General features: G+C 50.7%; 17 protein-coding genes and 2 pseudogenes. 13 read left to right on the forward strand and 6 right to left on the reverse strand.

Annotation, left to right across the window (positions count from 1 at the left end):
- Positions 1 to 62: 62 nt before the first annotated feature.
- Positions 63 to 1,175 carry a hypothetical protein gene (locus tag DXB18_RS10630; RefSeq protein WP_118707717.1) on the forward strand — a complete coding sequence of 371 codons (1,113 nt, stop codon included), beginning with the start codon at positions 63 to 65 and terminating at the stop codon, positions 1,173 to 1,175.
- Positions 1,176 to 1,229: 54 nt separating this feature from the next.
- On the opposite strand, the gene DXB18_RS10635 is transcribed toward DXB18_RS10630, so the two are convergent.
- Both DXB18_RS10635 and DXB18_RS10640 read right to left on the reverse strand, forming a co-directional pair.
- On the reverse strand, positions 1,230 to 2,288 hold the full coding sequence (locus DXB18_RS10635; RefSeq protein ID WP_118707719.1) for an acyltransferase family protein: 1,059 nt from the start codon (positions 2,286 to 2,288) through the stop codon (positions 1,230 to 1,232).
- A 90-nt stretch (positions 2,289 to 2,378) separates the two neighbouring features.
- On the reverse strand, positions 2,379 to 3,407 hold the full coding sequence (locus DXB18_RS10640) for a LacI family DNA-binding transcriptional regulator (protein ID WP_118541494.1): 1,029 nt from the start codon (positions 3,405 to 3,407) through the stop codon (positions 2,379 to 2,381).
- A 446-nt stretch (positions 3,408 to 3,853) separates the two neighbouring features.
- Here DXB18_RS10640 and DXB18_RS16870 point away from each other — a divergent pair.
- From DXB18_RS16870 to DXB18_RS10695, 11 genes and pseudogenes are all read left to right on the forward strand, one after another.
- Positions 3,854 to 4,216, forward strand: a pseudogene (locus DXB18_RS16870) (PTS glucose transporter subunit IIA); the annotation flags it as partial.
- Between the two features lie 297 nt (positions 4,217 to 4,513).
- A pseudogene (locus DXB18_RS10650) lies at positions 4,514 to 6,259 on the forward strand (PTS transporter subunit IIBC); the annotation flags it as partial.
- A gap of 77 nt (positions 6,260 to 6,336) precedes the next feature.
- The gene (locus tag DXB18_RS10655) at positions 6,337 to 7,188 is read left to right on the forward strand and encodes an endonuclease/exonuclease/phosphatase family protein (RefSeq protein WP_118707725.1); all 852 of its coding nucleotides are present in this window, start codon (positions 6,337 to 6,339) and stop codon (positions 7,186 to 7,188) included.
- 18 nt (positions 7,189 to 7,206) lie between these two features.
- Positions 7,207 to 8,709 carry a 4-alpha-glucanotransferase gene (gene malQ, locus DXB18_RS10660; protein WP_118707727.1) on the forward strand — a complete coding sequence of 501 codons (1,503 nt, stop codon included), beginning with the start codon at positions 7,207 to 7,209 and terminating at the stop codon, positions 8,707 to 8,709.
- A gap of 205 nt (positions 8,710 to 8,914) precedes the next feature.
- Entirely contained in the window at positions 8,915 to 9,763 is an 849-nt protein-coding gene (locus tag DXB18_RS10665) for an SseB family protein (RefSeq protein ID WP_118541502.1), read from the forward strand.
- A gap of 399 nt (positions 9,764 to 10,162) precedes the next feature.
- Positions 10,163 to 11,095, forward strand: coding sequence for a calcium/sodium antiporter (locus DXB18_RS10670; RefSeq protein ID WP_118541504.1), 933 nt, complete (start codon positions 10,163 to 10,165; stop codon positions 11,093 to 11,095).
- Between the two features lie 179 nt (positions 11,096 to 11,274).
- A complete protein-coding gene (locus DXB18_RS10675) occupies positions 11,275 to 12,678 on the forward strand; it encodes a L,D-transpeptidase family protein (RefSeq protein WP_243103356.1) in 1,404 nt (467 codons plus the stop codon).
- Positions 12,679 to 12,785: 107 nt separating this feature from the next.
- Positions 12,786 to 14,906 (forward strand): L,D-transpeptidase family protein, encoded by a 2,121-nt coding sequence (locus DXB18_RS10680; protein ID WP_118707731.1) that lies wholly within the window; start codon positions 12,786 to 12,788, stop codon positions 14,904 to 14,906.
- Positions 14,907 to 15,078: 172 nt separating this feature from the next.
- The gene (locus DXB18_RS10685) at positions 15,079 to 15,999 is read left to right on the forward strand and encodes a transporter substrate-binding domain-containing protein (RefSeq protein WP_118707807.1); all 921 of its coding nucleotides are present in this window, start codon (positions 15,079 to 15,081) and stop codon (positions 15,997 to 15,999) included.
- 130 nt (positions 16,000 to 16,129) lie between these two features.
- On the forward strand, positions 16,130 to 16,921 hold the full coding sequence (locus DXB18_RS10690; protein ID WP_118541510.1) for an amino acid ABC transporter permease: 792 nt from the start codon (positions 16,130 to 16,132) through the stop codon (positions 16,919 to 16,921).
- A 2-nt stretch (positions 16,922 to 16,923) separates the two neighbouring features.
- Complete coding sequence (locus tag DXB18_RS10695) at positions 16,924 to 17,667, forward strand: amino acid ABC transporter ATP-binding protein (RefSeq protein WP_118541512.1); 744 nt, start codon at positions 16,924 to 16,926, stop codon at positions 17,665 to 17,667.
- Between the two features lie 308 nt (positions 17,668 to 17,975).
- Here DXB18_RS10695 and DXB18_RS10700 read toward each other — a convergent pair whose 3' ends face one another.
- Positions 17,976 to 18,743 carry a sulfite exporter TauE/SafE family protein gene (locus DXB18_RS10700; protein WP_243035215.1) on the reverse strand — a complete coding sequence of 256 codons (768 nt, stop codon included), beginning with the start codon at positions 18,741 to 18,743 and terminating at the stop codon, positions 17,976 to 17,978.
- Positions 18,744 to 18,836: 93 nt separating this feature from the next.
- Here DXB18_RS10700 and DXB18_RS10705 point away from each other — a divergent pair, with 93 nt between their 5' ends.
- Positions 18,837 to 19,121, forward strand: coding sequence for a hypothetical protein (locus DXB18_RS10705; protein WP_118707733.1), 285 nt, complete (start codon positions 18,837 to 18,839; stop codon positions 19,119 to 19,121).
- 35 nt (positions 19,122 to 19,156) lie between these two features.
- Here DXB18_RS10705 and DXB18_RS10710 read toward each other — a convergent pair whose 3' ends face one another.
- The 3 genes from DXB18_RS10710 to DXB18_RS10720 all read right to left on the reverse strand — a co-directional run bounded on the left by DXB18_RS10710 (position 19,157) and on the right by DXB18_RS10720 (position 22,865).
- Positions 19,157 to 20,725 (reverse strand): ABC transporter permease subunit, encoded by a 1,569-nt coding sequence (locus DXB18_RS10710; protein WP_118707735.1) that lies wholly within the window; start codon positions 20,723 to 20,725, stop codon positions 19,157 to 19,159.
- A gap of 165 nt (positions 20,726 to 20,890) precedes the next feature.
- The gene (phnC, locus tag DXB18_RS10715; RefSeq protein WP_118707737.1) at positions 20,891 to 21,634 is read right to left on the reverse strand and encodes a phosphonate ABC transporter ATP-binding protein; all 744 of its coding nucleotides are present in this window, start codon (positions 21,632 to 21,634) and stop codon (positions 20,891 to 20,893) included.
- A gap of 106 nt (positions 21,635 to 21,740) precedes the next feature.
- Complete coding sequence (locus DXB18_RS10720; protein ID WP_118541526.1) at positions 21,741 to 22,865, reverse strand: PhnD/SsuA/transferrin family substrate-binding protein; 1,125 nt, start codon at positions 22,863 to 22,865, stop codon at positions 21,741 to 21,743.
- Positions 22,866 to 23,004: the final 139 nt, after the last annotated feature.

Genomic DNA, 23,004 nt, shown 5'->3' on the forward strand with positions numbered 1-23,004 from the left:
AAATATTACGGTTTGCGCAGCGCGTGAACCGTAATATCAAATTTTACAGACAGGTGAGGGATATGAATAAAAAGAATTTTGAAACAGTATTGGAACAGTACATGGGTCGTCTGGCAGGACTTGAAGCGGCAGATGACAGCGATCAGGTTTATAAATGGCGCGCTGTGGGGTGTTTTAAGCGGTTTTGGAATTTGAATGCGGCTGATTTTGCCGGAATGTTTGAAAAAGCGATGCAGGAAGCGGGAAATCTTCTGGACGATGCAGCCATGCAGCCGGTAGCGGGACTCCGGATGCTGCTTGCCAGAGAACCGGAAGTGGAGTACGTGAGGGAATGCTTCCGCTTTTTATTCAGTGATGACGGCGGGGATCTGCAGAAACGTCAGGACCGCGCAGATTTCTTTGCAGATAAGATCAATGAGCGCATCCGTTATTATGAGCGCGGCACGAAGAAGTATCTCCAGAACCGGGATCATGTTATTTATTACCTGAATCTCTGGAAACCGGAGGAAAACTATATGTTTGACGCAGCCTCCGCTCCCGGATGGGCAGCATGCACGGAGTTTGACGGGGATTTTGGCAGCAAGAATTTTTCTCTGGAGAGCTACTACCGGATGTGCGATGAGGTTCTGGAAGAAATCCGTGAAAATGAGGAGCTGACAGGTCTTTACAGCAATCTGTTTGAAGAAGAGCTGGACGGTTACGATGACCAGCTTCATATTCTGGTATACGATCTCATGGATTGCGCAAGTCTGTACCGTTATTATGCCGGTATGGAGATCCGCAAGGTGCCGGGAAGAGAACGCACGAAAGCGGCGGAGGCCAAGGCGGCACAGGAAAAGCTGAAGCAGGAGATTGCATTAAAGGAAGCACGCTTAAAGGAACTGCAGGAAAAGCCGGTGAATCTGCCGGATGTAGTTGGAAAGCCGGTAAGCCATAAGACTTATGGAACGGGTATTGTCCAGTCCAATGACAATGGAACGCTTCTGGTTCATTTCGAGAAGGCAGATAAAAAGTTCAAGTACCCGTCCGTGTTTACCCAGGGCTTTTTAAGCTTTGCAGGGGAAGAAACACAGACCGGGGAAATGGCAGAGTTTGAGGCAGACCAGAAGAAGAAAGCTGCGTTGGAGAAAGAACTCGTGCAGTTGAAGAAAACACTGGGAAGCATTACTTTATAAAATCCTACAAAAAACAGGCATTCGCATGATTAGCGGTGCCTGTTTTTTGGGCTTTTAACGTGTTTTGTTATGTACCTTTCTTTTCCAATAGTCCCACGGCCATCCAATGAGGCAGATAAGTGCAAAGGTGGCGACTGCCAGGGCAAACGTAGAAAGCCTTGTCGGCATCCATTCCATCGGTTTTAATTCCACGCCGGTCGTGCGCAGAATGACTTCCACAAAGAAGTATAAAGCGAAACTCTGAATGGAAAACAGCAACATGGAACGGCGACCGCAAAACTGCCAGAATCTGGAAAATACACTGCCCGAAAGAGCCGGACGGGCAGCCATGCGGGCGGCAAGAAGCAGTGCGGCAATGCCGGAAAACGCAGCTGCAAAGTAGTATGGCGGAGCGGTGTAGCGGCAGTCGCAAAGATTCACATAGTCGCTGAGCTTTGGACCGAAAAAGAAGCTTAAGACCAGAAAAAACGGAATCAGAAAACCGGCATAAGGTTCCATTTTTTCGAGAAGCTTTTCGCGGTTTGCGTAGTATCCGGCAATCAAAAATACGGCTGCGCAGAGCGCGGAATCCAGTTTCCAGGGAAGCCGGTTCATGACTGGAATGAGCGGATCAGCAAGGCGGATGTAAGTTCCTGCAAGAACCAGAACCACCAGGGCGTAACAGCGCACGGTCAGGGAGCGCCGGTCAAAAATCTTCAGCCAGATGAGGGCATACAATCCGGCAAAAAACAGTGCCGGGAGGAACCATAACTGTCCCACATAGATCTGCTGGGGCTGTCCATAGTAGAAGATCCAGGTCAGGATGTGCTTCCAGCCGTATTCGTCGATCGCAAGATGATAATATGGGCGGATGGTGCAGATGGCCAGCGCGGTCAGTGTGATCACAAAATAAGGAAGGATGAGAGTCCTTCCTCTTTTTTTGATGTAATCCATGCAGGTGTTATATTTTTCCGGACGGAAGGTCATGCCGGAGAGAAAGAAAAAGGCCGGCATGTGGAACGCGTAGATCCACCGGAATATGGTGTGGTGCATGGTCACGACATGACCCAGTACCACCAGAAACAGCGCAAAGCCCTTGGCAATATCAATATCACTTCTTCGTGTTGTACTCATTTGTAATGTTTCCCCCAGTAACAGAAAAATATCTGCCAAAGAAACAGCGCTTTGGCGTAAGCATGTGCAGGGCACCTGTGTTGCTGCTTTTTAGTCTATGGAAGGGCATGCGCAGCTGTCCCGTTCGATCAGCTGGTGCGGTACCAGAATCTTGGTTGCTGGAAGCCCCGGGCGCTCGATATGGCTGATCATCTGTCCGGCGGCTTCTATGCCGAGCTGACAGGAATTGATATCGATCGAGGTCAGCTGCGGTGAGGTGAGACGCGCAAACAGGGAATTATTAAAGGAAAGAATGGAAAGGTCCTCTGGAATGGACAGTCCGGTTTCCGTACAGATGCGTTCCAGCGTCAGTGCAAGGATATCATCGCTGACCACGATCGCGGTGGGACGGTCGGCTGACTCTAATAATGCGTGGACCGGAGTGTAGCCTTCTGCCGTGATGGAGGGCAGTTCCAGACAGTATTCCGGTTTTGGTAAAATTCCATGGCGTGCAAGGGCAAGCTGATACCCATTTTTTCGGTCAGCGGAGAAAATCAGGCTGTTGTCCACACCGAGGTAGGCAATCTTACGGTGTCCAAGCTGGTACAGGTATTCGGTTGCCTCGTCTCCGGCGAGCAGATTGTCGTTGTCGATGTAAATGGTCTGGTTTGCATATTGGCAGGCTTTTCCGATGAGCACGTAGGGCAGCTTTTCCCGGTGGAGAAATTCGATAACCGGGTCATTCTGTCTGGAATAAAGCAGGATAAAGCCGTCTGCCTGACCGATGCGTGTCATGGAGCGGACCGCTTCCAGCACTTCGTCCTCGTCCTGACCGGTCACAATGGTGTTGATATATTGCTGCTGGTTGCAGACCTGGCTGATACCGCGGATCGCTTCCAGGTAAAAGGAGTTTTCGTAAACCTCACGTGCGGAGACGGGTAAGATAATCCCGATGGTGCGTGTGTTGCGGGATGCAAGGTTGCTGGCCTGAAAATTGGGTTCATAGCCCAGCTCTTTCATGGCACTGCGCACTTTTTGCTTGGTTTCTTCGCTGATGGAAGGACTGTCTTTGCAGGTGCGGGAAACCGTAGAAGCGGATACCCCGGCCAGTGCAGCTACATCTTTGATGGTTACGGACATCGGTGCTGCTTCCTTTCTATATAGATGTGTTTCTCTTTCAAGTGTTTGTTATGTCAGTTTTGGGTTCGGCTGTTTTGCCGCAGTTCACGTATGTGGGCATAGCTGCTGAACCGTTATGCTGCTTCTTATTTTACGGGATTGCAGAAAAAAAGTCAACGATACTATGCAAATACATGCAAAAGTTGCATAAAAATAGAAACAAAAATTTCTGGACATTCCGCACAAAACAAAAGCAGAAAAGTTGTGAAAATCAGAGAATCCACGCGAAATAAAAGAATGTTGTTGCATTCTTTGTGCAAACCGGATATAGTTAATGCAAACGGTTGCATAAATTGCGCAAATGATAACGCATGGCAGAAAAAGCGCAGGAAGGATCGGACAGCAGATGCCAGGGCGTACGCAAACGCGATCAGGAATGCAGCCAGAGAACATGAGGGGGATTTTTTATGAAGTGCAGTAAGATTTTTTCTCCGATGACGGGAGAAGCCGTTGGGCTGGAACAGGTTCCGGATCCGGTGTTTTCCCAGAAGATCGTTGGGGATGGCATGGCGGTGATCCCGTCTGAGGGAAATATTGTAAGCCCGGTAGACGGAGAAGTAATCTCCGTGGCAGATACCAGACATGCATTTGGACTGCGCACGGCAGAGGGACTGGAGCTTTTGATCCATGTGGGTCTTGAGACGGTTCATTTAAACGGTGCCTGCTTCCAGGTGTTTGTGAAACCGGGAGACCAGGTAAAAGCAGGAGATCGCCTGGCAGCGGTTGACCTGGAGTATTTAAAACAGCACAACATCAACCCGGTGACGCCGGTTCTGGTGTGCGGCGGCATGGAAGGCAAGAAACTTTGTCCGACAGAGGGTGCCGTGAAAGCAGGAGAGACTGTGCTGATGCAGGTGGAAGCAGGAACCGGGGGAAACGCAGGTGCAGCAACTGGGAAAACCGCAGGTACAGAAGCAGTGAACGCAAACCAGACAACAGCTTCAGCAGACCACAAAACAACAGACAAAAAAGCGGCGAATGAAAACAATGCAAAGGAAGCAGCAGCCCAGGCAGATAAAGCAGCTGGCAGCAGCCAGAACCCGAAAAAGAAACCAGCCGTAAGCTTTAACTTCGATTTTCTTCAGAAGCTTGGCAAGGTTTTGATGACAGTTATCGCGGTGATGCCGGCAGCCGGTTTCATGATCAGCCTTGGTAAGCTGGTTCAGATGGGCGGGGCAGATCTGGCCGTCCTGATGACGATCGGAAGCACGATGGAAAATATCGGCTGGGCTGTGATCAACAATCTGCATATTTTGTTTGCGATCGCAATCGGCGGTTCCTGGGCGAAGGAGCGTGCAGGCGGTGCATTTGCGGCGATCATTACTTTTATTTTGATCAACCAGATCACGGGTTCCATTTTTGGTGTAACCTCCGCGATGTTAAATGACCCGGATGCAGTGACCCATACGCTGTTTGGACAGGAAATCCTGGTAAATGGTTATTTCACTTCCGTTCTTGGCGCACCGGCTCTGAATATGGGTGTGTTTGTCGGAATCATTTCCGGTTTTGCAGGTGGTGTGATCTACAACCGTTATTACAATTTCCGCAAATTGCCGGATGCGCTGGCATTCTTTAACGGAAAACGGTTTGTTCCGATGGTCTGCATTGCCTGGTCTGTGATCATTTCCCTGGTCCTGGCCGTGATCTGGCCAGTGGTACAGTCTGGCATTAACGCGTTTGGTGTGTGGATCGCGAATTCTTCTTCCACATCCCCAATCCTGGCCCCGTTTATCTACGGAACCCTGGAGCGTCTGCTGCTGCCGTTTGGCCTGCACCATATGCTGACGATTCCGATGAACTATACTTCCTTTGGCGGAACCTATACCATTGCAACCGGTATCAATGCCGGAACCCAGGTGTTTGGTCAGGATCCGCTGTGGCTGGCATGGGCAACCGACCTGATTAACTACAAGAATTCCGGTGATATGGCCGCGTACCAGAACCTGCTTACCACCGTGACCCCGGCCCGCTTCAAGGTCGGCCAGATGATCGGTGCGACCGGTCTGCTTCTTGGAATCGCCCTGGCGATGTACCGCAGAGTCGATGCGGATAAGCGTCAGAATTACCGTTCCATGTTTGTTTCCACGATTTTAGCAGTATTCCTGACTGGCGTTACCGAGCCGCTGGAATTTATGTTTATGTTCTGCGCACTGCCGCTGTATGTGGTTTACGCAGTACTGCAGGGATGCGCTTTTGCTATGGCCGGTGTGATCCACCTGCGTCTCCATTCTTTTGGAAACCTGGAATTTTTTACCCGTATCCCGATGTCTATCAAGGCTGGTCTGGGCGGTGACCTGATCAACTTTGTGATCTGCGTTGTGGTATTTTTCGTGATCGGCTACTTTGTGGCATACTTTATGATCGGAAAATTCCAGTTCGCAACCCCGGGACGCCTCGGAAACTATACCGATGAAGGTGCAGCTGACGATGGCGCAAAGTCTGTGGGTGGCAGCGGAAATAAGCCGGCGAATGGAAATACAGCCGGAACGTTGCCGGAAAATGGAAACGGAGCCGGAAATAACAGCGTTGCCGATAGCAGCAATGGCAAAAACGGCGGAAATGGCACCGGGGCAGCAGGCAGCAGTCAGGCCGAGCGCATCATTACACTTCTCGGCGGAAGAGAGAACATTGTTCTGGTCGATGCCTGCATGACCCGCCTGAGAGTCACGGTAAATGATCTGGACAAGGTTGCCGAACTGCCGGAGTGGAAAAAAGAAGGCGCACTGGGACTGATCAAAAAAGACCAGGGAATCCAGGCTGTTTACGGACCGAAGGCCGATGTCTTAAAGTCGGATATCAACGATATTCTGTGATACCAGGGTCGAAAGGTCAAAAATCCGATGCAAGAGGATTTTTGAACCAAATTCTGTAGGAAAAAGAGGAAACATGCATGAAACTGATCACACTCAACACGCACAGTCTGATCGAGGAGCACTATGAGGAAAAATTATGTGCCTTCGCAGACCTGATCTGCAAAGAAAAACCGGATATCCTGGCCATGCAGGAGGTCAACCAGCTGGCCAGCGAAGAAATCCTGCCGGATGAGATGTTCCCGGGATTTGTGCGCTGCAGCGGTTTTTCCCTTCCACTTCGGCAGGGAAACCATGCGGCGCGGCTGGCAAAGCTGCTTTCGGCGCGCGGTCTTTCGTATTCCTGGACCTGGATCTCGGCAAAGCTTGGCTATGACCGTTATGATGAAGGGATGGCATTGTTTAGCTTAAGAGCGATCGCGGATACCGATCAGTTTCAGATCAGCCGGTCTTCGGATTACCATTACTGGAAGACCCGCCGGGTGCTTGGCATCCGCACGAAAGAGAATCCGGATACCTGGTTTTACACCGTCCATATGGGCTGGTGGGAAGATGAGGAAGATCCGTTTGCCGGACAGTGGGAAACCTTAAACCGGAAACTCCGGGAACAGGGAAGACTGTCTGGAACCGGAAGGGTCTGGCTTCTTGGCGATTTTAACAGTCCGTCCGCGGTTCATGGTGAGGGCTATAGTCTGATCCGGCAGAGCGGCTGGCTGGACAGTTATTGTCTGGCACAGAAGAAAGACGATGGCGCAACCGTGGATCATGTGATCGATGGCTGGAGGGAACGGATGGCAGAAGGGGAGAGCTGCCGTCTGGATTATATGTTCAGCAGCCGCCCGGAAATGGTCGTGCAGAGCCGCGTGATCTGCAATGGAACGTTTTATCCGGTGGTATCCGATCATTTCGGCGTGATGATTGAGACAAAATAATAAGGGAGTATTTTAAATATGAACAGATCAGCAGGAATTTTACTGCCGCTTAGCAGTCTGCCGTCCAAGTACGGCATTGGATGTTTTTCAAAAAGCGCCTATGAATTTGTGGACTGGTTAAAGGAAGCCGGGCAGAGCTACTGGCAGATCCTTCCGCTCGGACCGACCAGCTACGGGGATTCGCCGTATCAGTCCTTTTCCACATTTGCGGGAAATCCGTATTTTATTAGTCTGGAGGCCCTGATTGAGGAAGGTGTTCTCACAAAAGAGGAATGCGATGCCGTCGATTTTGGAAAGAAGGAGCGGGATATTGACTATGAAAAACTGTATCTGGGCCGTTACCCGCTGCTTCGGAAAGCGTATGAGCGCAGTCACATCCACGAAAATCCAGATTACCAGAAATTTGTGGCAGAAAACAGCTGGTGGCTTTCCGACTATGCGCTTTTCATGGCAGTGAAAGACCGGTTTGATGGCGTGGAATGGACCAAATGGGCAGAAGATATCCGCCTGCGCTGGGGCAATGCGATGGACTATTACCGCCGGGAACTGTATTTCGACATTGAGTTCCAGCAGTATCTGCAGTACCAGTTTTACCGCCAGTGGAATCAGTTAAAGACTTATGCCAATGAACGTGGTATCCAACTGATCGGCGACATTCCGATCTACGTTTCCATGGACAGTGCCGATGCCTGGGCGCATCCGGAACTGTTCCAGCTAGATAGCGAAAATGTGCCGGTGGCTGTGGCAGGCTGCCCGCCGGATGGCTTTTCAGCCGATGGACAGCTCTGGGGAAATCCACTTTATCGCTGGGAGTATCATCGGGAGACGGGGTATCAGTGGTGGATCTCCAGACTGGCGCACTGCTTCCGGTTGTATGATGTAGTACGAATCGATCACTTCCGTGGCTTTGATGAATATTATTCGATTCCTTACGGAGAAACTTCTGCGATCCATGGGCACTGGGAAAAGGGACCGGGTATCGATCTCTTCCGTAAGGTGGAGCAGGCACTTGGCTGGAAACAAGTCATTGCGGAGGATCTGGGTTATGTGACTGATTCCGTGCGCAGACTGGTGCAGGAGAGCGGTTTTCCGGGCATGAAGGTGCTGGAGTTTGCATTTGATTCCCGGGATTCCGGCTGCGCCAATGACTATCTGCCGCACAACTATCCGGAAAATTCCGTGGCCTATACCGGAACCCATGACAATGAGACGCTTGCCGGATGGTGGAAGAGCATCACTTCGGCTGAGCAGAAGATGGCGCGGGATTATCTCTGCGACCAGTACACGCCGCAGTCGAAGCTTGGAAAATCGTTCATCAGTCTGATCCTGAGAAGCCGTGCGGCACTCTGCGTGATCCCGATCCAAGACTATATGGGACTCGACAACCGCAGCCGCATCAATAAGCCGTCCACCGTGGGAACGAACTGGAGATGGCGCCTTGGGGAAAATGACCTGACGGAAGACCTAAAGGACGAGATCCGGGGTATGACGCTGCGTTACGGAAGGATGAACTGGGGTTGAAAAAGAACCCAAAAGCCTGTATAATTAGGAACAGTGCAGCCAGAAGACATTTTTATTTGCCAATGCGTAAACAAAAATTTTGAACTGCTGCAGTTCAGGCCGCGATCAGGCGGCTGAAAAATAGAAAGACAGGCGGATCCGTATGGCTGAATATCCGTGAACAGGAACGAATATACAGTATGGCCGCGGACAGGAGAGTAGTGAAATGAGTGAAGCAAAGGACAGACTGCTTGCGCAGATGAAAGATGCAGAGGGAGCCGTTTATGCACTGATATCCGGATTTACCAAAGAACCTTATGTAGAATGTGACAAAGAGACTTACGACGACAAGGTGTTTGTTTACCTGTCAGAGGATGCAGCCAAAGCGAGAGCCGAAGAATTGAAGGCAGACAAAATTGCAGTGGGGGTTGCGAAGATCCTTGCAAATCATATGCTGTTATTCTTTACGAACCTTTATACCATGGGGGTAAATGCCCTGGAAATCTATTATGATGATCAGAAAGAACTGCTCCAGATCGATGAATTTGCAAAGCGCAGGGAGAATCCGCAGCTGGAAGAAGGCAAGAAGTGGATCGAGAATCCGCAGCTTCATCTGACGGCTCTGTATTTTGCACAGGAGATCCGCAGACCGAAAGAGCTTCAGGATCCGAAACGTATGGCACAGCTCCAGGAAGAAATGGCTGCAGATTTCATGAAGAGCGAATTCATTTTTGCACTGCAGCAGGATGGCAAGGGCACCCCGCTTGTGAAGCTGAATACCGGGGACAAATACCAGCTGGTATTTACCGATGCAGTAGAGTTCAGCCGCTTTAACCGCAACAATGCGTTCAAGCCGGTGATCGTAGGCGCTGCCCAGCTTCCGAAGGTATTAGACAAAGAGGCAAAGGGCGTTGTCTTAAATATTATGGGTGTTAACCTTCCGCTTGCAGTGAATCGTCCGGTTCCGGCTCCGGTTGATCCGGCGGCTGCAGCACAGGCAGCTTCGGACCAGGCAATCGCACAGGCAGCTTCCGCAGCGCTTCAGAGACAGGCCGCAGAGAAGAAGAACAATTAACAACTTGTTAAGATTTGTGAAAATTGGAAAAAAGCATAGCGGTTTCTGGAAAAATCTGCTATGCTTCCTTTATAAGAGAAAGGGAGTAGCTGACAGGCTGCCAGCCATGGCAGATGTTTGCAGAACCGTCAGTACGGTTTCGAAGATATGAAACCCGGTTTGTGACTAAGCAGCGAGACTTTCACCGTATAACCAGAACAGGTGCGGTGGGAGCCTCGCTTTTTATATGATAGGAAATTGCGTCCTATCATATAAAAATGCTCCGCGAGGAAGCGCACTCGGCGCAAAGGTAGATGGTTGCTGAAGCAACCGCGCCTCGGCGCGAGAATGTGCCAAGGCACATTCTTTTTTGTTTTCTATTTACAGACCACACCGGCCGGCAAAAGAGGAGGAACGACTATGAAAATGATCATGGAATTGTTATTGCTTGCAGGTGGATTTTTTATGCTCGTGAGGGGAGCGGACTGGTTTGTGGATGGAAGCTCGGGAATTGCAGACCGTTTCGGGGTACCGCAGCTGGTGATCGGTCTGACGATCGTTGCCATGGGAACCAGCGCGCCGGAAGCGGCGGTCAGCATTACGGCAGCGCTGAAGGGGAATGCGGAGATCACCATTGGAAATATTGTGGGGAGTAATATTTTAAATATTCTGATCATTTTGGGCATTACAGCCACGATCACGACGTTAGCTGTGGCAAGATCAACGGTACGGATTGAAATCCCGTATATGATCTTCATCACGGTGGTGCTGCTTTTGGCTGGCATGAGCGGCAATGTTGTAGGACGTGGGGAAGGAGCCATGCTGTGGGTTTTGTTCCTCATCTATCTGGGTTACCTGTTGTACATGGCCATGAATGGAAGGGAAGAGGCGGTAAAAGAGCAGGAAATGGTGCCGCTTTGGCGGATGTTTCTGGGTGCGCTTATTGGACTTTTTCTGATTGTGGCAGGAAGCGACGTAACGGTGAATGCGGCTACGGAAATTGCAAAACTGATGGGAATGAGTGAGCGCTTTATCGGTCTTACCATTGTTGCACTCGGCACGTCCCTGCCGGAACTGTTTACTTCGGTGTCCGCTGCATTAAAAGGAAAAGCCGATATTGCCATCGGAAACATTGTGGGAAGCAATATTTTTAATATTTTGTTTGTAGTTGGAACGGCAGCGCTCATTACACCGGTAAGTTTTCAGCCGAATTTCCGGATGGATACCGTGGTTGCAATCGGAGCGGCTGTGCTGCTTTTTCTTGGAACGTTCCGGAAACAGAAACTCGGCAGAGGCATTGGCATTTTGATGCTTCTGTGCTACACTGCATATTTTGCGTGGTTAATTTTGTAAATTCAAATAAAATGTAAGAAAACCGTCAGGTGCATTTGCTTGACGGTTTTTCAGACGGCTTCTATAATGGGACATATATCTGTCGGGGCAGTACGTTCCTGCAAGGAAGGGCGCCTGGTGTACGCTGTGCAGCCGGGAAACTGTTTCGGGTGTGTGTTGACTCGTTTAGGAGGATGATTATGAAAATAAGCTGGAAAAGAAATGCAAAGAGTGCTGTGTTTGCGATTGGGGCCGCTCTTTTATGGCCTGTCAGTGCCTATGCAAATGAAACAACCTTTGTATCTGGGACCTCGGTCAACGGTCTGGGCATCAGCAATATGACTGTAGAGCAGGCGACGCAGCGTGTTGCGGATTTTTACGCCAGTGATTATAAACTTACGATCAGGGAAAAAGGCGGAAAGACGGAAGTGATCACGGGACCGGAAATTGGCTTTTCGGTTGGACTGCCGGAAGGATATCTGCAGCAGATCCTGGATGAACAGAATGCATCCGGACGGATTTCCGGACCAGACGCAGACAATAAGCACCGCACTGAGATGACAGGAAGCTTTGACCAGGCAGCGCTTGATGCAAAGATTGGAAGCTTAAATGCCATCAGCGGCAGCAGCATTGTTACAACGGCAGATGCATACGTATCCGGATATCAGGAGGGTCAGCCTTTTACCATCGTCCCGGAAGTACGTGGCAACAACGTGGACCGCGAAAAGACAGCGCAGCTCATCCGCGATGCCGCAGCAAAGGGCGAGACTGAGGTGGACCTGGAAGCAGCAGGCTGCTACTATACACCTTCTGTCACCAAGGATGATGAAGCATTAAAGACGCTCTGTGACACCATGAACCAGTGCCGGGAGATGACGGTCACCTATACCTTTGGAGAGCAGAGCGAAACACTGGATTCCGCCTCAATCTGTTCCTGGATCACGGGAAGTGCAGAGGGGCAGATCCAGCTTGATATGGAAAAAGTCCGTGCGTATGTGAAGAGCCTGGCAGATAAATACGATACTGCCGGGACTGCACGGACCTTCCACACCGCGACGGGAAGAGATGTCAGCGTGAGCGGATCTTTTGGATGGAAGATCGATCAGGCAGCAGAAGCAGATGCGCTTGCCGCAGTCATCCGCACGGCCCAGTCCCAGAGCCGGGAGCCGGTCTATGCGTCTCGTGCAGTGGACCGCAGTGCGGCAGAATGGGGAACGACTTATGTGGAGGCAGATCTGACTGCCCAGCATGTATACATGATCAAAGAAGGAACGGTTGTCTGGGATGCACCTTGTGTCACCGGTAATGTATCGAAAAATTATACGACACCGCCGGGACTCTACAGACTGACCTACAAGCAGCGTGACCGCGTCCTGCGCGGGCAGAAGCAGGCAGACGGCAAATATGAATATGAGACACCGGTATCTTACTGGATGCCGTTTAACGGAGGCATTGGCTTCCACGATGCAAACTGGCGCAGCAAATTCGGCGGGACTATTTACCAGACAAGCGGAAGCCATGGATGCGTGAACCTGCCGCCGGAAAAGGCAGCGGCGCTTTATGATCTGGTTTATACGGGAATTCCGGTCATCTGCTACAATTAAATGGCATTGTAAGATCACATGGTGTGAAAACGACCGGTATCATGGGGCAAATATCGCTGCACCCGACAGGATTATCATTATTATATAGAAAGATTAGAATTTGATTTATGGAAACAGAGAATCAGCAGGCGGGCTACGGCCGCAGCCGCGGAAAGTGGAACAGAAAGAAGCAAAAGGAAAGACTGGCTCAGAAGGAAAGCCGGAAACCGGAGGATTTGTCAAAGCAGCAGAGCGCTCTGGGAGGGCCGCAAGGACAGAACCCGGAACAAAAAAACAATGGAAAAACCGTTGCCGTTATAGCGGGTACGGCGGTTCTGGCTGTGGTGATTGTAGCCGGAGCCGTTTATGCAGTTTTAGGACAAAAATATAAGCGGGTTTATTTTCCAAATACGACGATCAATGGTCTGGATGTCTCCGGTCTTACTCCGGAGGAAACCAAAGACCGCATCACGGCAGAAACCAGCGGTTATACCCTGACATTACAGGAACGCGGAGAAAAAAACGAGGTCATAAACGGAAGTGATATCGGGTTTCATCCGGAATTCGATGGAACCCTGGAGCAGATCTTGGAAGACCAGAGTGTTCTGGCATGGGGATTTCATATCGGAAGATATGTGGATTACACCATCGATACCATGGCGGTGTTTGATGAAACAAAGCTTTTTGAAGTGGTATCCGGACTTGCGTGTCTAAGTCCGGAACAGGTTGTTGAGCCGCAAAATGCCTACATATCGGATTATATCTCTGGAACCGGATATGAGATCGTACCGGAAGAGGAGGGGGCAAGTCCAGATATGGAGCTGCTCTCATCTGCTGTGCATGAGGCAATCCTGAATTTCCAGGAAACACTTTCGCTGGAGGATGCGGACGTCTATAAAAAACCGCAGATTACGGCGGAAGATGAGGCATTGAATGCGGAGCTTGCAGCCTGGAACAAGTATGTGCAGACCAGCATAACGTACCGGTTTGGCAGCAAGAGCGAGATCTTGGACGGGGAAAAGATCCACACCTGGCTCGTGAGCGATGGACAGGGTGGTGTTTCCCTGGATGAGACAAAGATCGCTGAGTATGTGTCCTGGCTGGCACAGAATTATAATACTGCGTATAAACCGAAAACCTTTCAGACTTCTTACGGTCAGAGTGTGACCATAAGCAAGAGTGTATACGGCTGGAAGATCAATCAGAGCGAGGAAACAGCTGCATTAAAGCAGCTCCTTCTTTCCTGTGAGAGTCAGGAGCGGGAACCAGTTTACAGCCAGACGGCGGCATCCCACGACGGAAACGATTACGGAACAACCTACGCGGAAATCAATCTGACGGCGCAGCATATGTTTTTCTATAAGGAAGGAAAGCTGGTCGTACAGTCTGATTTCGTGTCGGGAAATGAATCCCGTGGATGGAGTACCCCGGCGGGCGTATATCCGCTGACCTATAAGCAGAGAAATGCCACATTAAAAGGGGAAAACTATTCCACTCCGGTATCTTACTGGATGCCGTTCAATGGTGGGATCGGTATGCACGATGCCTACTGGCGTTCCAGCTTCGGAGGAAAAATCTACAAGACAAACGGCTCCCATGGCTGTATCAACCTGCCTCCGGCAGTGGCCAAGACGGTTTATGAAAATATTTCAGCTGGGATGCCGGTGATCTGTTATCACTTAGACGGAACCGGCGATGGAAAGACCAGTACGGCAGCACAGAACGGAACGGAAGGAAGTACCCAGCCGACTACGGCAGCCCAGACTCCGGCAGAAACGAAGCCGCAGCAGACAGAAGGTGGGCAGGCGGCAGAGACAAAACCACAGTCACAAAGTGGAGGAAATGGTCAGTCGTCATCGCATGAGAGCAGCACCCAGCCGACGAGCGCTGCACAGACCCAGCCGGGTACGGCATCGCAGCCACAGTCAACATCTGCAGCAGCCCAGCCGACGACAGCCGCGCAGGCACAGTCGGGAGGAGCCGCGCAGCCGACCACGGCTGCATCGCAGCAGCAGCCGTCAAACAATGCAGCTGGCTCCGGTGGAGCCCAGGCATATCCGGGGCAGAACGGCGCGTCCCAGAACACTCCATCCGGAAATTCCCAGTCCGGACCTGGGAGCAGTTCTGGTGGAACACAGAGTACGCCGGGGGCATCGGGAAATACTCCGGCAGGACCTGGAAGCACACCGGGGACTGGTACGGGAGCATCTCCGTCTCCGGCACAGATTCCGGGGCCTGGTGGGCAGTAACGGAAGTTTTATTGTGACGGAATTATCATGGAAAAAGAAAGCAATTGACAAAGCCACAGGCGGGTTGTATGATAAAAAAAGCAAAAAAATCATAAGATACGCAAAAAAGAAAGCAAAGAAGCCTTCAAACAAGGGATTTCTTTGCTTTCTTGATGCACGAGGAGGAAACATTATGAAAAAAAGTGCAAAAAAATTAATGGCAGCTGCTATGGCAGCCCTGATGGCAGCATCCATGACTGCATGCGGCGGCAGCAAGACCGAGACCACTGCAGCAGCTGAGAGCAAGGCAGATGCAGCAGAGACCACCGCAGCTGGTGAGACCGAGGCAGCAAAAGACGGCGAGAAAAAAGTATTAAAGGTAGCGATGGAGTGTGCTTACGCACCGTACAACTGGACCCAGCCGGATGATTCCAACGGTGCCGTTCCGATCGCAGACAGCAACGAGTACGCTTACGGTTACGATGTCATGATGGCAAAGAAGATCTGTGAAGAATTAGGCTATGATCTTCAGATCGTCCGTCTTGACTGGGATTCCCTGATCCCGGCGATCCAGTCCGGTCAGGTTGACTGTGTGATCGCAGGTCAGTCCATCACTGAGGAGCGTCTGCAGGCCGTTGACTTCTCCGAGCCGTACTACTATGCAACGATCGTTACCCTGGTAAAACAGGATGGCAAGTACGCAAATGCAACCAGCGTGGCAGACTTAGCTGGCGCAACCTGTACTTCCCAGCAGAGCACGATCTGGTATCAGAACTGCCTGCCGCAGATCCCGGACGCCAACATCCTGGCTGCAACCGCAAGTGCACCGGATATGCTCATGTCCTTAAACGCAGACAAGTGTGACCTCGTTGTAACCGACCAGCCGACCGGTAAAGGCGCTTTGGTTGCTTATCCGAACTTCAAGATGCTTGAGTTTGGCGGCGGCGACAACGACTTCCAGGTAAGCGATGAGGATATCAACATCGGTATCTCCATGAAGAAGGGCAACACCGAGTTAAAAGAAGCCATCGACAGCGTCCTCACCAAGATGACCAAAGACGATTTCTCTGCCATGATGGACGAGGCAATTTCCGTTCAGCCGTTAGCTAACTAGGATTGCGCTTCAAATAAAGCGAATCTGGCGAACGAAGTTATATCATTCCTGCAATGATGCAGGGCTGCAGACGCGTCATTTGGCGCGTCTGTGTAGTTACAGTTATTGAATATTCAGAGGAGAAAGTATTATGCCAACAGACTTTTTCGGCCGTGTAATGGTCGTATTCCAGAGATACGGAATGTCTATGCTGCAGGGTGCAGGAGTCAGCATCCGCATTGCGCTGGTGGGTACCCTGGTGGGCTGCATCATTGGTTTCGCAGTGGGTATTGTGCAGACCATTCCGGTTGAAGCAAAAGACAACCCGGTAAAAAAGGTAGTTTTGTGGATCATTAAGCTGATCATGAATGCCTACGTGGAATTCTTCCGCGGAACCCCGATGATGGCGCAGGCCATGTTTATCTATTATGGTATGCTTCCGCTTTTAGGCTTAAACTTAAGCATGTGGCAGGCAGCCTACTTTATCCTGTCCATCAACACCGGTGCGTACATGGCTGAGACCGTCCGCGGCGGTATCCTTTCCATTGACCCGGGCCAGACTGAGGGCGCAAAGGCCATCGGCATGACCCATGTACAGACCATGCTGTATGTCATTCTGCCGCAGGCACTCAGAAACATCATGCCGCAGATCGGCAACAACCTGATCATCAACATCAAGGACAGCTGCGTGCTTTCCGTCATCGGTGTGGCAGAGCTTCTGTACAAGACGAAATCTGCTGCAGGTGCGCTGTACATGAACTTTGAGACCTACACCATCACCATGATCGTGTACTTTATCATGACCTTTACCTGCTCCCGCATCCTGCGGTGGCTGGAGAACCGCATGGACGGTTCCGACAACTACGATCTGGCAACCACGGATACCCTGGCACACACCAGCGGCATGTACCGTTATGAAGAGAAAAAGAAGGAGGAAGACTAACGATGGCAGAGAATCATGTATTGGAAATTCGTCATTTGAGCAAATCCTTCGGCAAGCATGTAGTCCTGCGTGACATTGACTTTACCGTAGACACCGGCGATGTAACCTGTATCATCGGGGCATCCGGTTCCGGTAAATCCACGCTGCTTCGCTGCATCAACATGCTGGAGACTCCGACCACCGGAGAAATCCTCTATCATGAGAAGGACATCACCGACAAGGGTGTGAATGTTCCGGCATACCGCTCCAAGGTAGGCATGGTCTTCCAGAGCTTTAACCTGTTTAACAACCTGACCGTTCTGGAAAACTGCATGATCGGTCAGACCAAGGTGTTAAAGCGTTCGAAGGAAGACGCAAAGGCCATGGCCATGAAATACCTGGAAAAGGTAGGCATGGCACCATACATCAACGCAAAGCCGAAGCAGATTTCCGGCGGACAGAAGCAGCGTGTGGCAATCGCCCGCGCTCTGGCAATGGAGCCGGAGGTGCTGTTGTTCGATGAACCGACGTCCGCACTCGACCCACAGATGGTAGGCGAGGTACTGGCGGTTATGCGTACCCTCGCAAAGGAAGGTATCACCATGATCATCGTAACTCATGAGATGGCCTTCGCACGTGATGTCTCCAACCATGTGGTATTCATGGCGGACGGAGTCATCGAAGAGGAAGGAAAGCCGGCAGATATCTTCGGCAATCCGCAGAAGGCAAAGACACAGGAGTTCTTGAGCCGGTTTATTCAGGGGTAGGAATTTTAGAATAAAACAAGTAAGGTCCGGAAAACGGTCTCTTTCATTTCCTACTTCTTGTCTCTGTCGCAGCAGGTGTGGTTAGCTACTACATATGCAAATGGCTGAATAGAGATAAATAGGGTAGCAACAGCATAAACGGAATAGTTCACCGCGACGAACAAGAAAAACCCAGAGGGGTCTAATCCTCTGGGTTTTTCGCTTGCCTTATGGAATCTTCTCACTTTCCTTAGCTGTCTAATATTCTATTTTTCTTAAATTGTCAATATGCAATCAAAATCCTGTGAACAGTAACAAATCATCTGTTTTTATAAGAATAACTTCCACAGTGCGATTAGAACGGATGCCACAGCAACGATCCGCTTTAAGAGCTTCTGATTGATGCGGGCGGCGTTGCGGCTTCCGAAAAAGACACCGATGCCATGTGCAATCAGAAGGATTGGAAGCAGCATCCACATTTCTTTATTGCCTGCGGCGTGCATCAGGTAACCGGAGGCAGCTACCAGGGCAATGGCGATCGAGTCAAAGAGTGCCACGCCGACTGCGGTATGCACTGGAAAGCCGATAACAGTTAACAGCGGCATAACCAGAACCGGGCCGCCTGCGCCGGAGGCGGCACAGATTGCGCCGGTCACGATGCCAAGCAGCACGTAGAGCAGATTTTTTTTGAGGTCGGCTTTTGCTAAGCGGCGGCTTTTATCACCGGCTGGCGGATCTTTCCGGAGGAGAATGGAGATTCCGGAGAAGAGTACGACCAGATACAAGAGCACTTTTATGGTGGATTCCGGGATCAGAAGGTTGATCTTCACCCCAAAGATCGCACCGATCAGACTTCCAAGGGAAAGCACCAGGGCCGGGCGGATTTCCAGATTCCCTGCGCGGTAAAAGTTTATGGAGCCGATGATGCCAGATACCAGAAACGCAGAAAAGCTCAAAGCCAGGGCCTCAGAAGAGGGCATGTTTAAAAATCCAGTGTAAAACATGGGAAGCAGGAATCCGGCAATGCCGGTCAGACCCACGCAGGCACCGACAACGATGTTTAACAGGATCATCAGAAACAGGGAAGTCATGATCATAGTGAAATTACCTTTCTTTTAAATATCGCTCTGCGTCATCCAGAATCCGTTCCTCATCCAGTGTCAGAACCTCGCGGTTTTACAACAGGGCAGATGAGCAATGACGTAGCAGAGCAGGAAAAACCGATTGGTATGCCAAATCCTTTCACGGATCATGCGACGCTGGAAGCGGCAGAGAAAGAAGTTGGATTTTCTATCCAGATTCCGGATCAGATTCAGGGTGTTGCAGCGTCAGTTTTTCGCAATTTATCCCAGGAACTTCTGGAAGTGATCTATTATGATCAGGGAGAACAGGAAGTGGCGAGAGTCCGCAAAGGAACCGGGACAGAAGATATCAGCGTGGATGAAATGATAGAACTGGTTTCTGTGGTTGTGTAGTTTATATCTCCCGCATGTAGAAACAGTGACGATGCTTATTTCCGTGCCAGCTTCCCAGATACGCTATCCACGATCCAGACAAGCACAATGAGTCCCAGGAGAATGGCGCCTGCCCGGCTCCAGTTGTATTTGTTCATGGCGAAGATCAGCGGCGCACCGATCCCGCCTGCGCCGACCAGACCCAGCACAGAGGCTTCCCGGATATTCACATCAAACCGGTAGAGGATCGCGGAAGCAAATACCGGAGCAATCTGCGGAAGAATGGCATGACGGATTGCTGCAAGCGGTGTGATTCCCATGGCAAGGAGTGCACGGTATGGACCGAGGTCCAGTGCGTCCAGACATTCCGTGAAGCGTTTGGTAAGTAAACCGATGCTGCACATGGCCAGAGTCAGGACTCCGGTGAAAGCGCCAGGACCGGATACGCGGATAAAAATCAAACCATAGATCAGAAATGGAATTGATCGGATGGCGATCACCAAAACCTGAAAGAATGCGCATACCGGCACGGTTGCAAAGCGCCGTGTGCTGAAAAATGCGAGCGGCGCTGCAATCAGTGTGCCAATCCCGGTTCCGACAATGGAAATACAGACGGTCTCGATCAAAAGATAGAAGAGACCGTCTTTTTTTGTGGAAAAAAAGAAACTCCAGTCAGGATGAAGGAAACCGGACAGCATATGCTGCAGACTTCCGGGACTGGTGTGGGAAAAATCCGGTGGGTTCTGGGTGAGCAGACAGCAGACAAACAGCACAACGAGCGCAAGCGAAAACAGGCGGAGCAGGTGTTTTCGATGCAGCCCGGACGAGGTCTGCAGCAGGAATTCTCTGCGGATCAGGCCGGAGAGCGCGCGGCTTATGGCTTCGATCACACATACAGCGAGAAACAGCAGCAGAAGAATGGCTCCGACCTTATGAAATTCCCGCCAGGAAATCTTTTCATTTAAGATCAGACCAATGCCTCCGGCACCTACATAGCCGAGAATGGAACTGTGCCGCACGTTGGTTTCCAGAAGATACAGGGCATTGGTTAAGTAAGAAGGGAGAATTTCCGGCAGTACCGTGTGAAAAAATGCCGGAAATGCGCTGCATCCCATGGAGCGGAGTGCCAGGTAAGCGCTTAAGTTGGTGCTGTCTGCGTCCTCGTAAGTGAGTTTTGTCATAATGGCAAAGGTGTAGAGCGTGATCGCAGCGGTTCCGGCAAAGGTCCCGAGTCCAAATAAAAAGGTGGCAATCAGTGCCAGTACAAGTGCCGGGAAAGAACGCAGAACCTGGATCACAAAGCGGGTGAAACGGCGGAACAATGCCGGGAAACGCAAGGATACAGCACCGGCCGGAGCTGCAAACAGTGCCAGAACGGATCCGAGAATCGTGCCGGTCACAGACATCTGCAGCGTGTAAAAAAGCGGGACAACAATGTTCGGAAGATAGGAAAGGTCCGGACGGATCATATCGGCAGCCAGATCAGCCAAGTGACTCCGGCGTGCAAAAAAATAAGCCGGATCGCAGCCGGTGAAGGCTGCGGCGGCAAAAAAGACAAAAAGAAAGAGAGACCAGCCCAGAATACGGAAGATGGTTTTTCTTTTGTAATGAAGATTTAGTGTCATGGGTGCTCTCCTCTGAAACGGTTTGTTCTCATGGTTCACGTGGACGTGTCTGGTAACGGTTCGTTTCCCTTTCTATATAGTTTGGCTGTATTTTTCAGTGTTGCATACCGGGAAAACGTCGGCAGGAAATTGCTGATTCTTTCATGTCTCGTTTTTACAGGAATGTTATTCTTGTTCCTGATAGATTTGCTGCAGCATCTCTTTGTCCAGCGCATCGGGCCGGCCGTCGAAAGCAACAGTCCCGTCTTTCAGGCCGATGATGCGACCTGAAAACTCCAGGGAAAATTCCAGGTTGTGGCTGTTCATCAAAACGGTGACACCCTCTGTCTGCTGGATTTCCTTTAAAAGTTCCAGGATCTGTCTGCCGGTGACCGGATCGAGGGAAGCGGCAGGTTCATCGGCAAGAAGTAGCAGCGGGTGGCGCATCAGCGCACGGGCAATGGCAACCCGCTGTTTCTGTCCGCCGGACAGGTTTTTTACAGGTTCTTCTGCTTTTTCTTCAAGACCGACCCGCTTTAAAAGCGAGAGCGCTTCGTTTCGTTGTTCTCTGGAATAAAGTCCGATCACTGCAGAAAGAAGGTTCATGTCAGGAAGACAGGCGGTAAGGACATTCGCCAGACAGGTGGAGTTTTCTACAAGACAGAAATCCTGATAGATGGTGCCAATGGAGCGCCGGATCTGCTTTTGCTCCCGCTTAGTTATGGTGGAAACATCGTTTCCGTCGAACAAAAGAGTTCCGGATGTTACCGTATCCATCCCGTTTAAAATGCGGAAAAGCGTGGTTTTTCCGGCGCCGGAAGCGCCAATGACAGAGACAAATTCACCCTGGAAAACTGTAAAAGTTACATTGTTCAGGGCCGTGGTCCCGTTTGGAAATTGTTTTTCTAAGTGTTTGAGTGCGATTTCCATAAAATACCTGCCTGTGGTTTCGTGCGAAATTATTTTGGGGCAAATGCAAAAATCCGCAGGCAGGGCAGCTGCCTGTGCCGTGCGGACTTTGCATATCGTGAAACATTTAGTTTAAGGATTTCAAGAGGTCCTGTGCAGCGCGTTCGCCGTCGTAGTTTGCATCGTCGCCCCATTCATAACCAACCTGGCTGAATACGCTGATGATGTCCTTGCCTTCGTCGGTGTTTGCAATTTCGATGAAGGAGTCGCCAAGTGCCTTGCGGAAATCTTCATCCTGCATCAGGTCAGAGTTTTTGCTGTAGGCGATCATATCGTTGTAGATGCCCTCGGTAACACCGATCACGCCGGTCTGGTTCACCATGTCATCGGTGCCGCCGAATTTTTCTTTCCAGTCTGCTGCGTATTTGGTACGGATGTGTCCATAGGAAACCATGATATCAGCCTGGCCGGAAGCGAGACGTGACAGGGAGGTGGTGTAGGAGTCAGACTGAACGGCATTGTCAAGATCGGCAATGGTCTTGCCGTAACGCTCCTGCAGCCAAAGTGCCGGATAAATGTAACCGGATGCGGAGGTCGGTCCCATAACAGCCCAGGTTGCGCTGTTTAAATCGTCCCAGGTCAGTTCCTCGCCGTTGTTTACTTTTGCAAGCAGCTCCTGACCTTTTTCGCTTGGTCCGGCCAGAAGAATGGATCGGTAATAGGTGCTCATTTTATCGGTATTTTCCTCAATCGTGCCGTCATTCCAGTCCTTCGGATCTTCGGAATCCTTGTTGATGGCGTAGCGCAGTGCGGTCAGAAGTACATCGCAGTCATCGGAGAACAGCACATAGTTGCCGCCGGAGATGAAACCGATATCGGCACTTCCTGCACTCAATGCTTCGCCGACCGCAGTGTAGCTGGTACCGACAGTCATGTCAATGTTAGCAACATCGTAGCCTTTGGTCAGAAGCGTTTCTTTTAACAGATTCTCCAGCGGCTCGGTGGCAGTGGTGATGGTATCTGCATCGGCATAAGGGGAAAAGGCAATTTTTAAAGAATCTACTGCCTTCGGTTCTGTGGCAGATTCTGTCTCAGAGGAAGCTTCGGCAGAAGAATCGGAAGAAGTTTCAGCAGAGGAATCTGCGGAAGCTGCTGCTTCAGAAGCAGCCGGTGCATCCGTCTTGGAAGAACAACCGGTGATAAGACCCAGGCAGAGCGCCAGGGAAAGAGCTGGTACAACAAATTTTCTCATAATACTACCTCCATGGCCCGTTTCGGGCAGAATAAATTTTCGTGTAGCTGCCGTGAAAAATGTGGTTGCTGTTCGCAGCAGTTACGGGATTCTGCTGAAAGGGTTCGAAAAGGTACAAAAAAAGCATGCCGCAGCATGC

Source organism: Clostridium sp. OM02-18AC (genome assembly GCF_003481825.1).
Classification (GTDB): Bacteria; Bacillota; Clostridia; order Lachnospirales; family Lachnospiraceae; genus Brotaphodocola.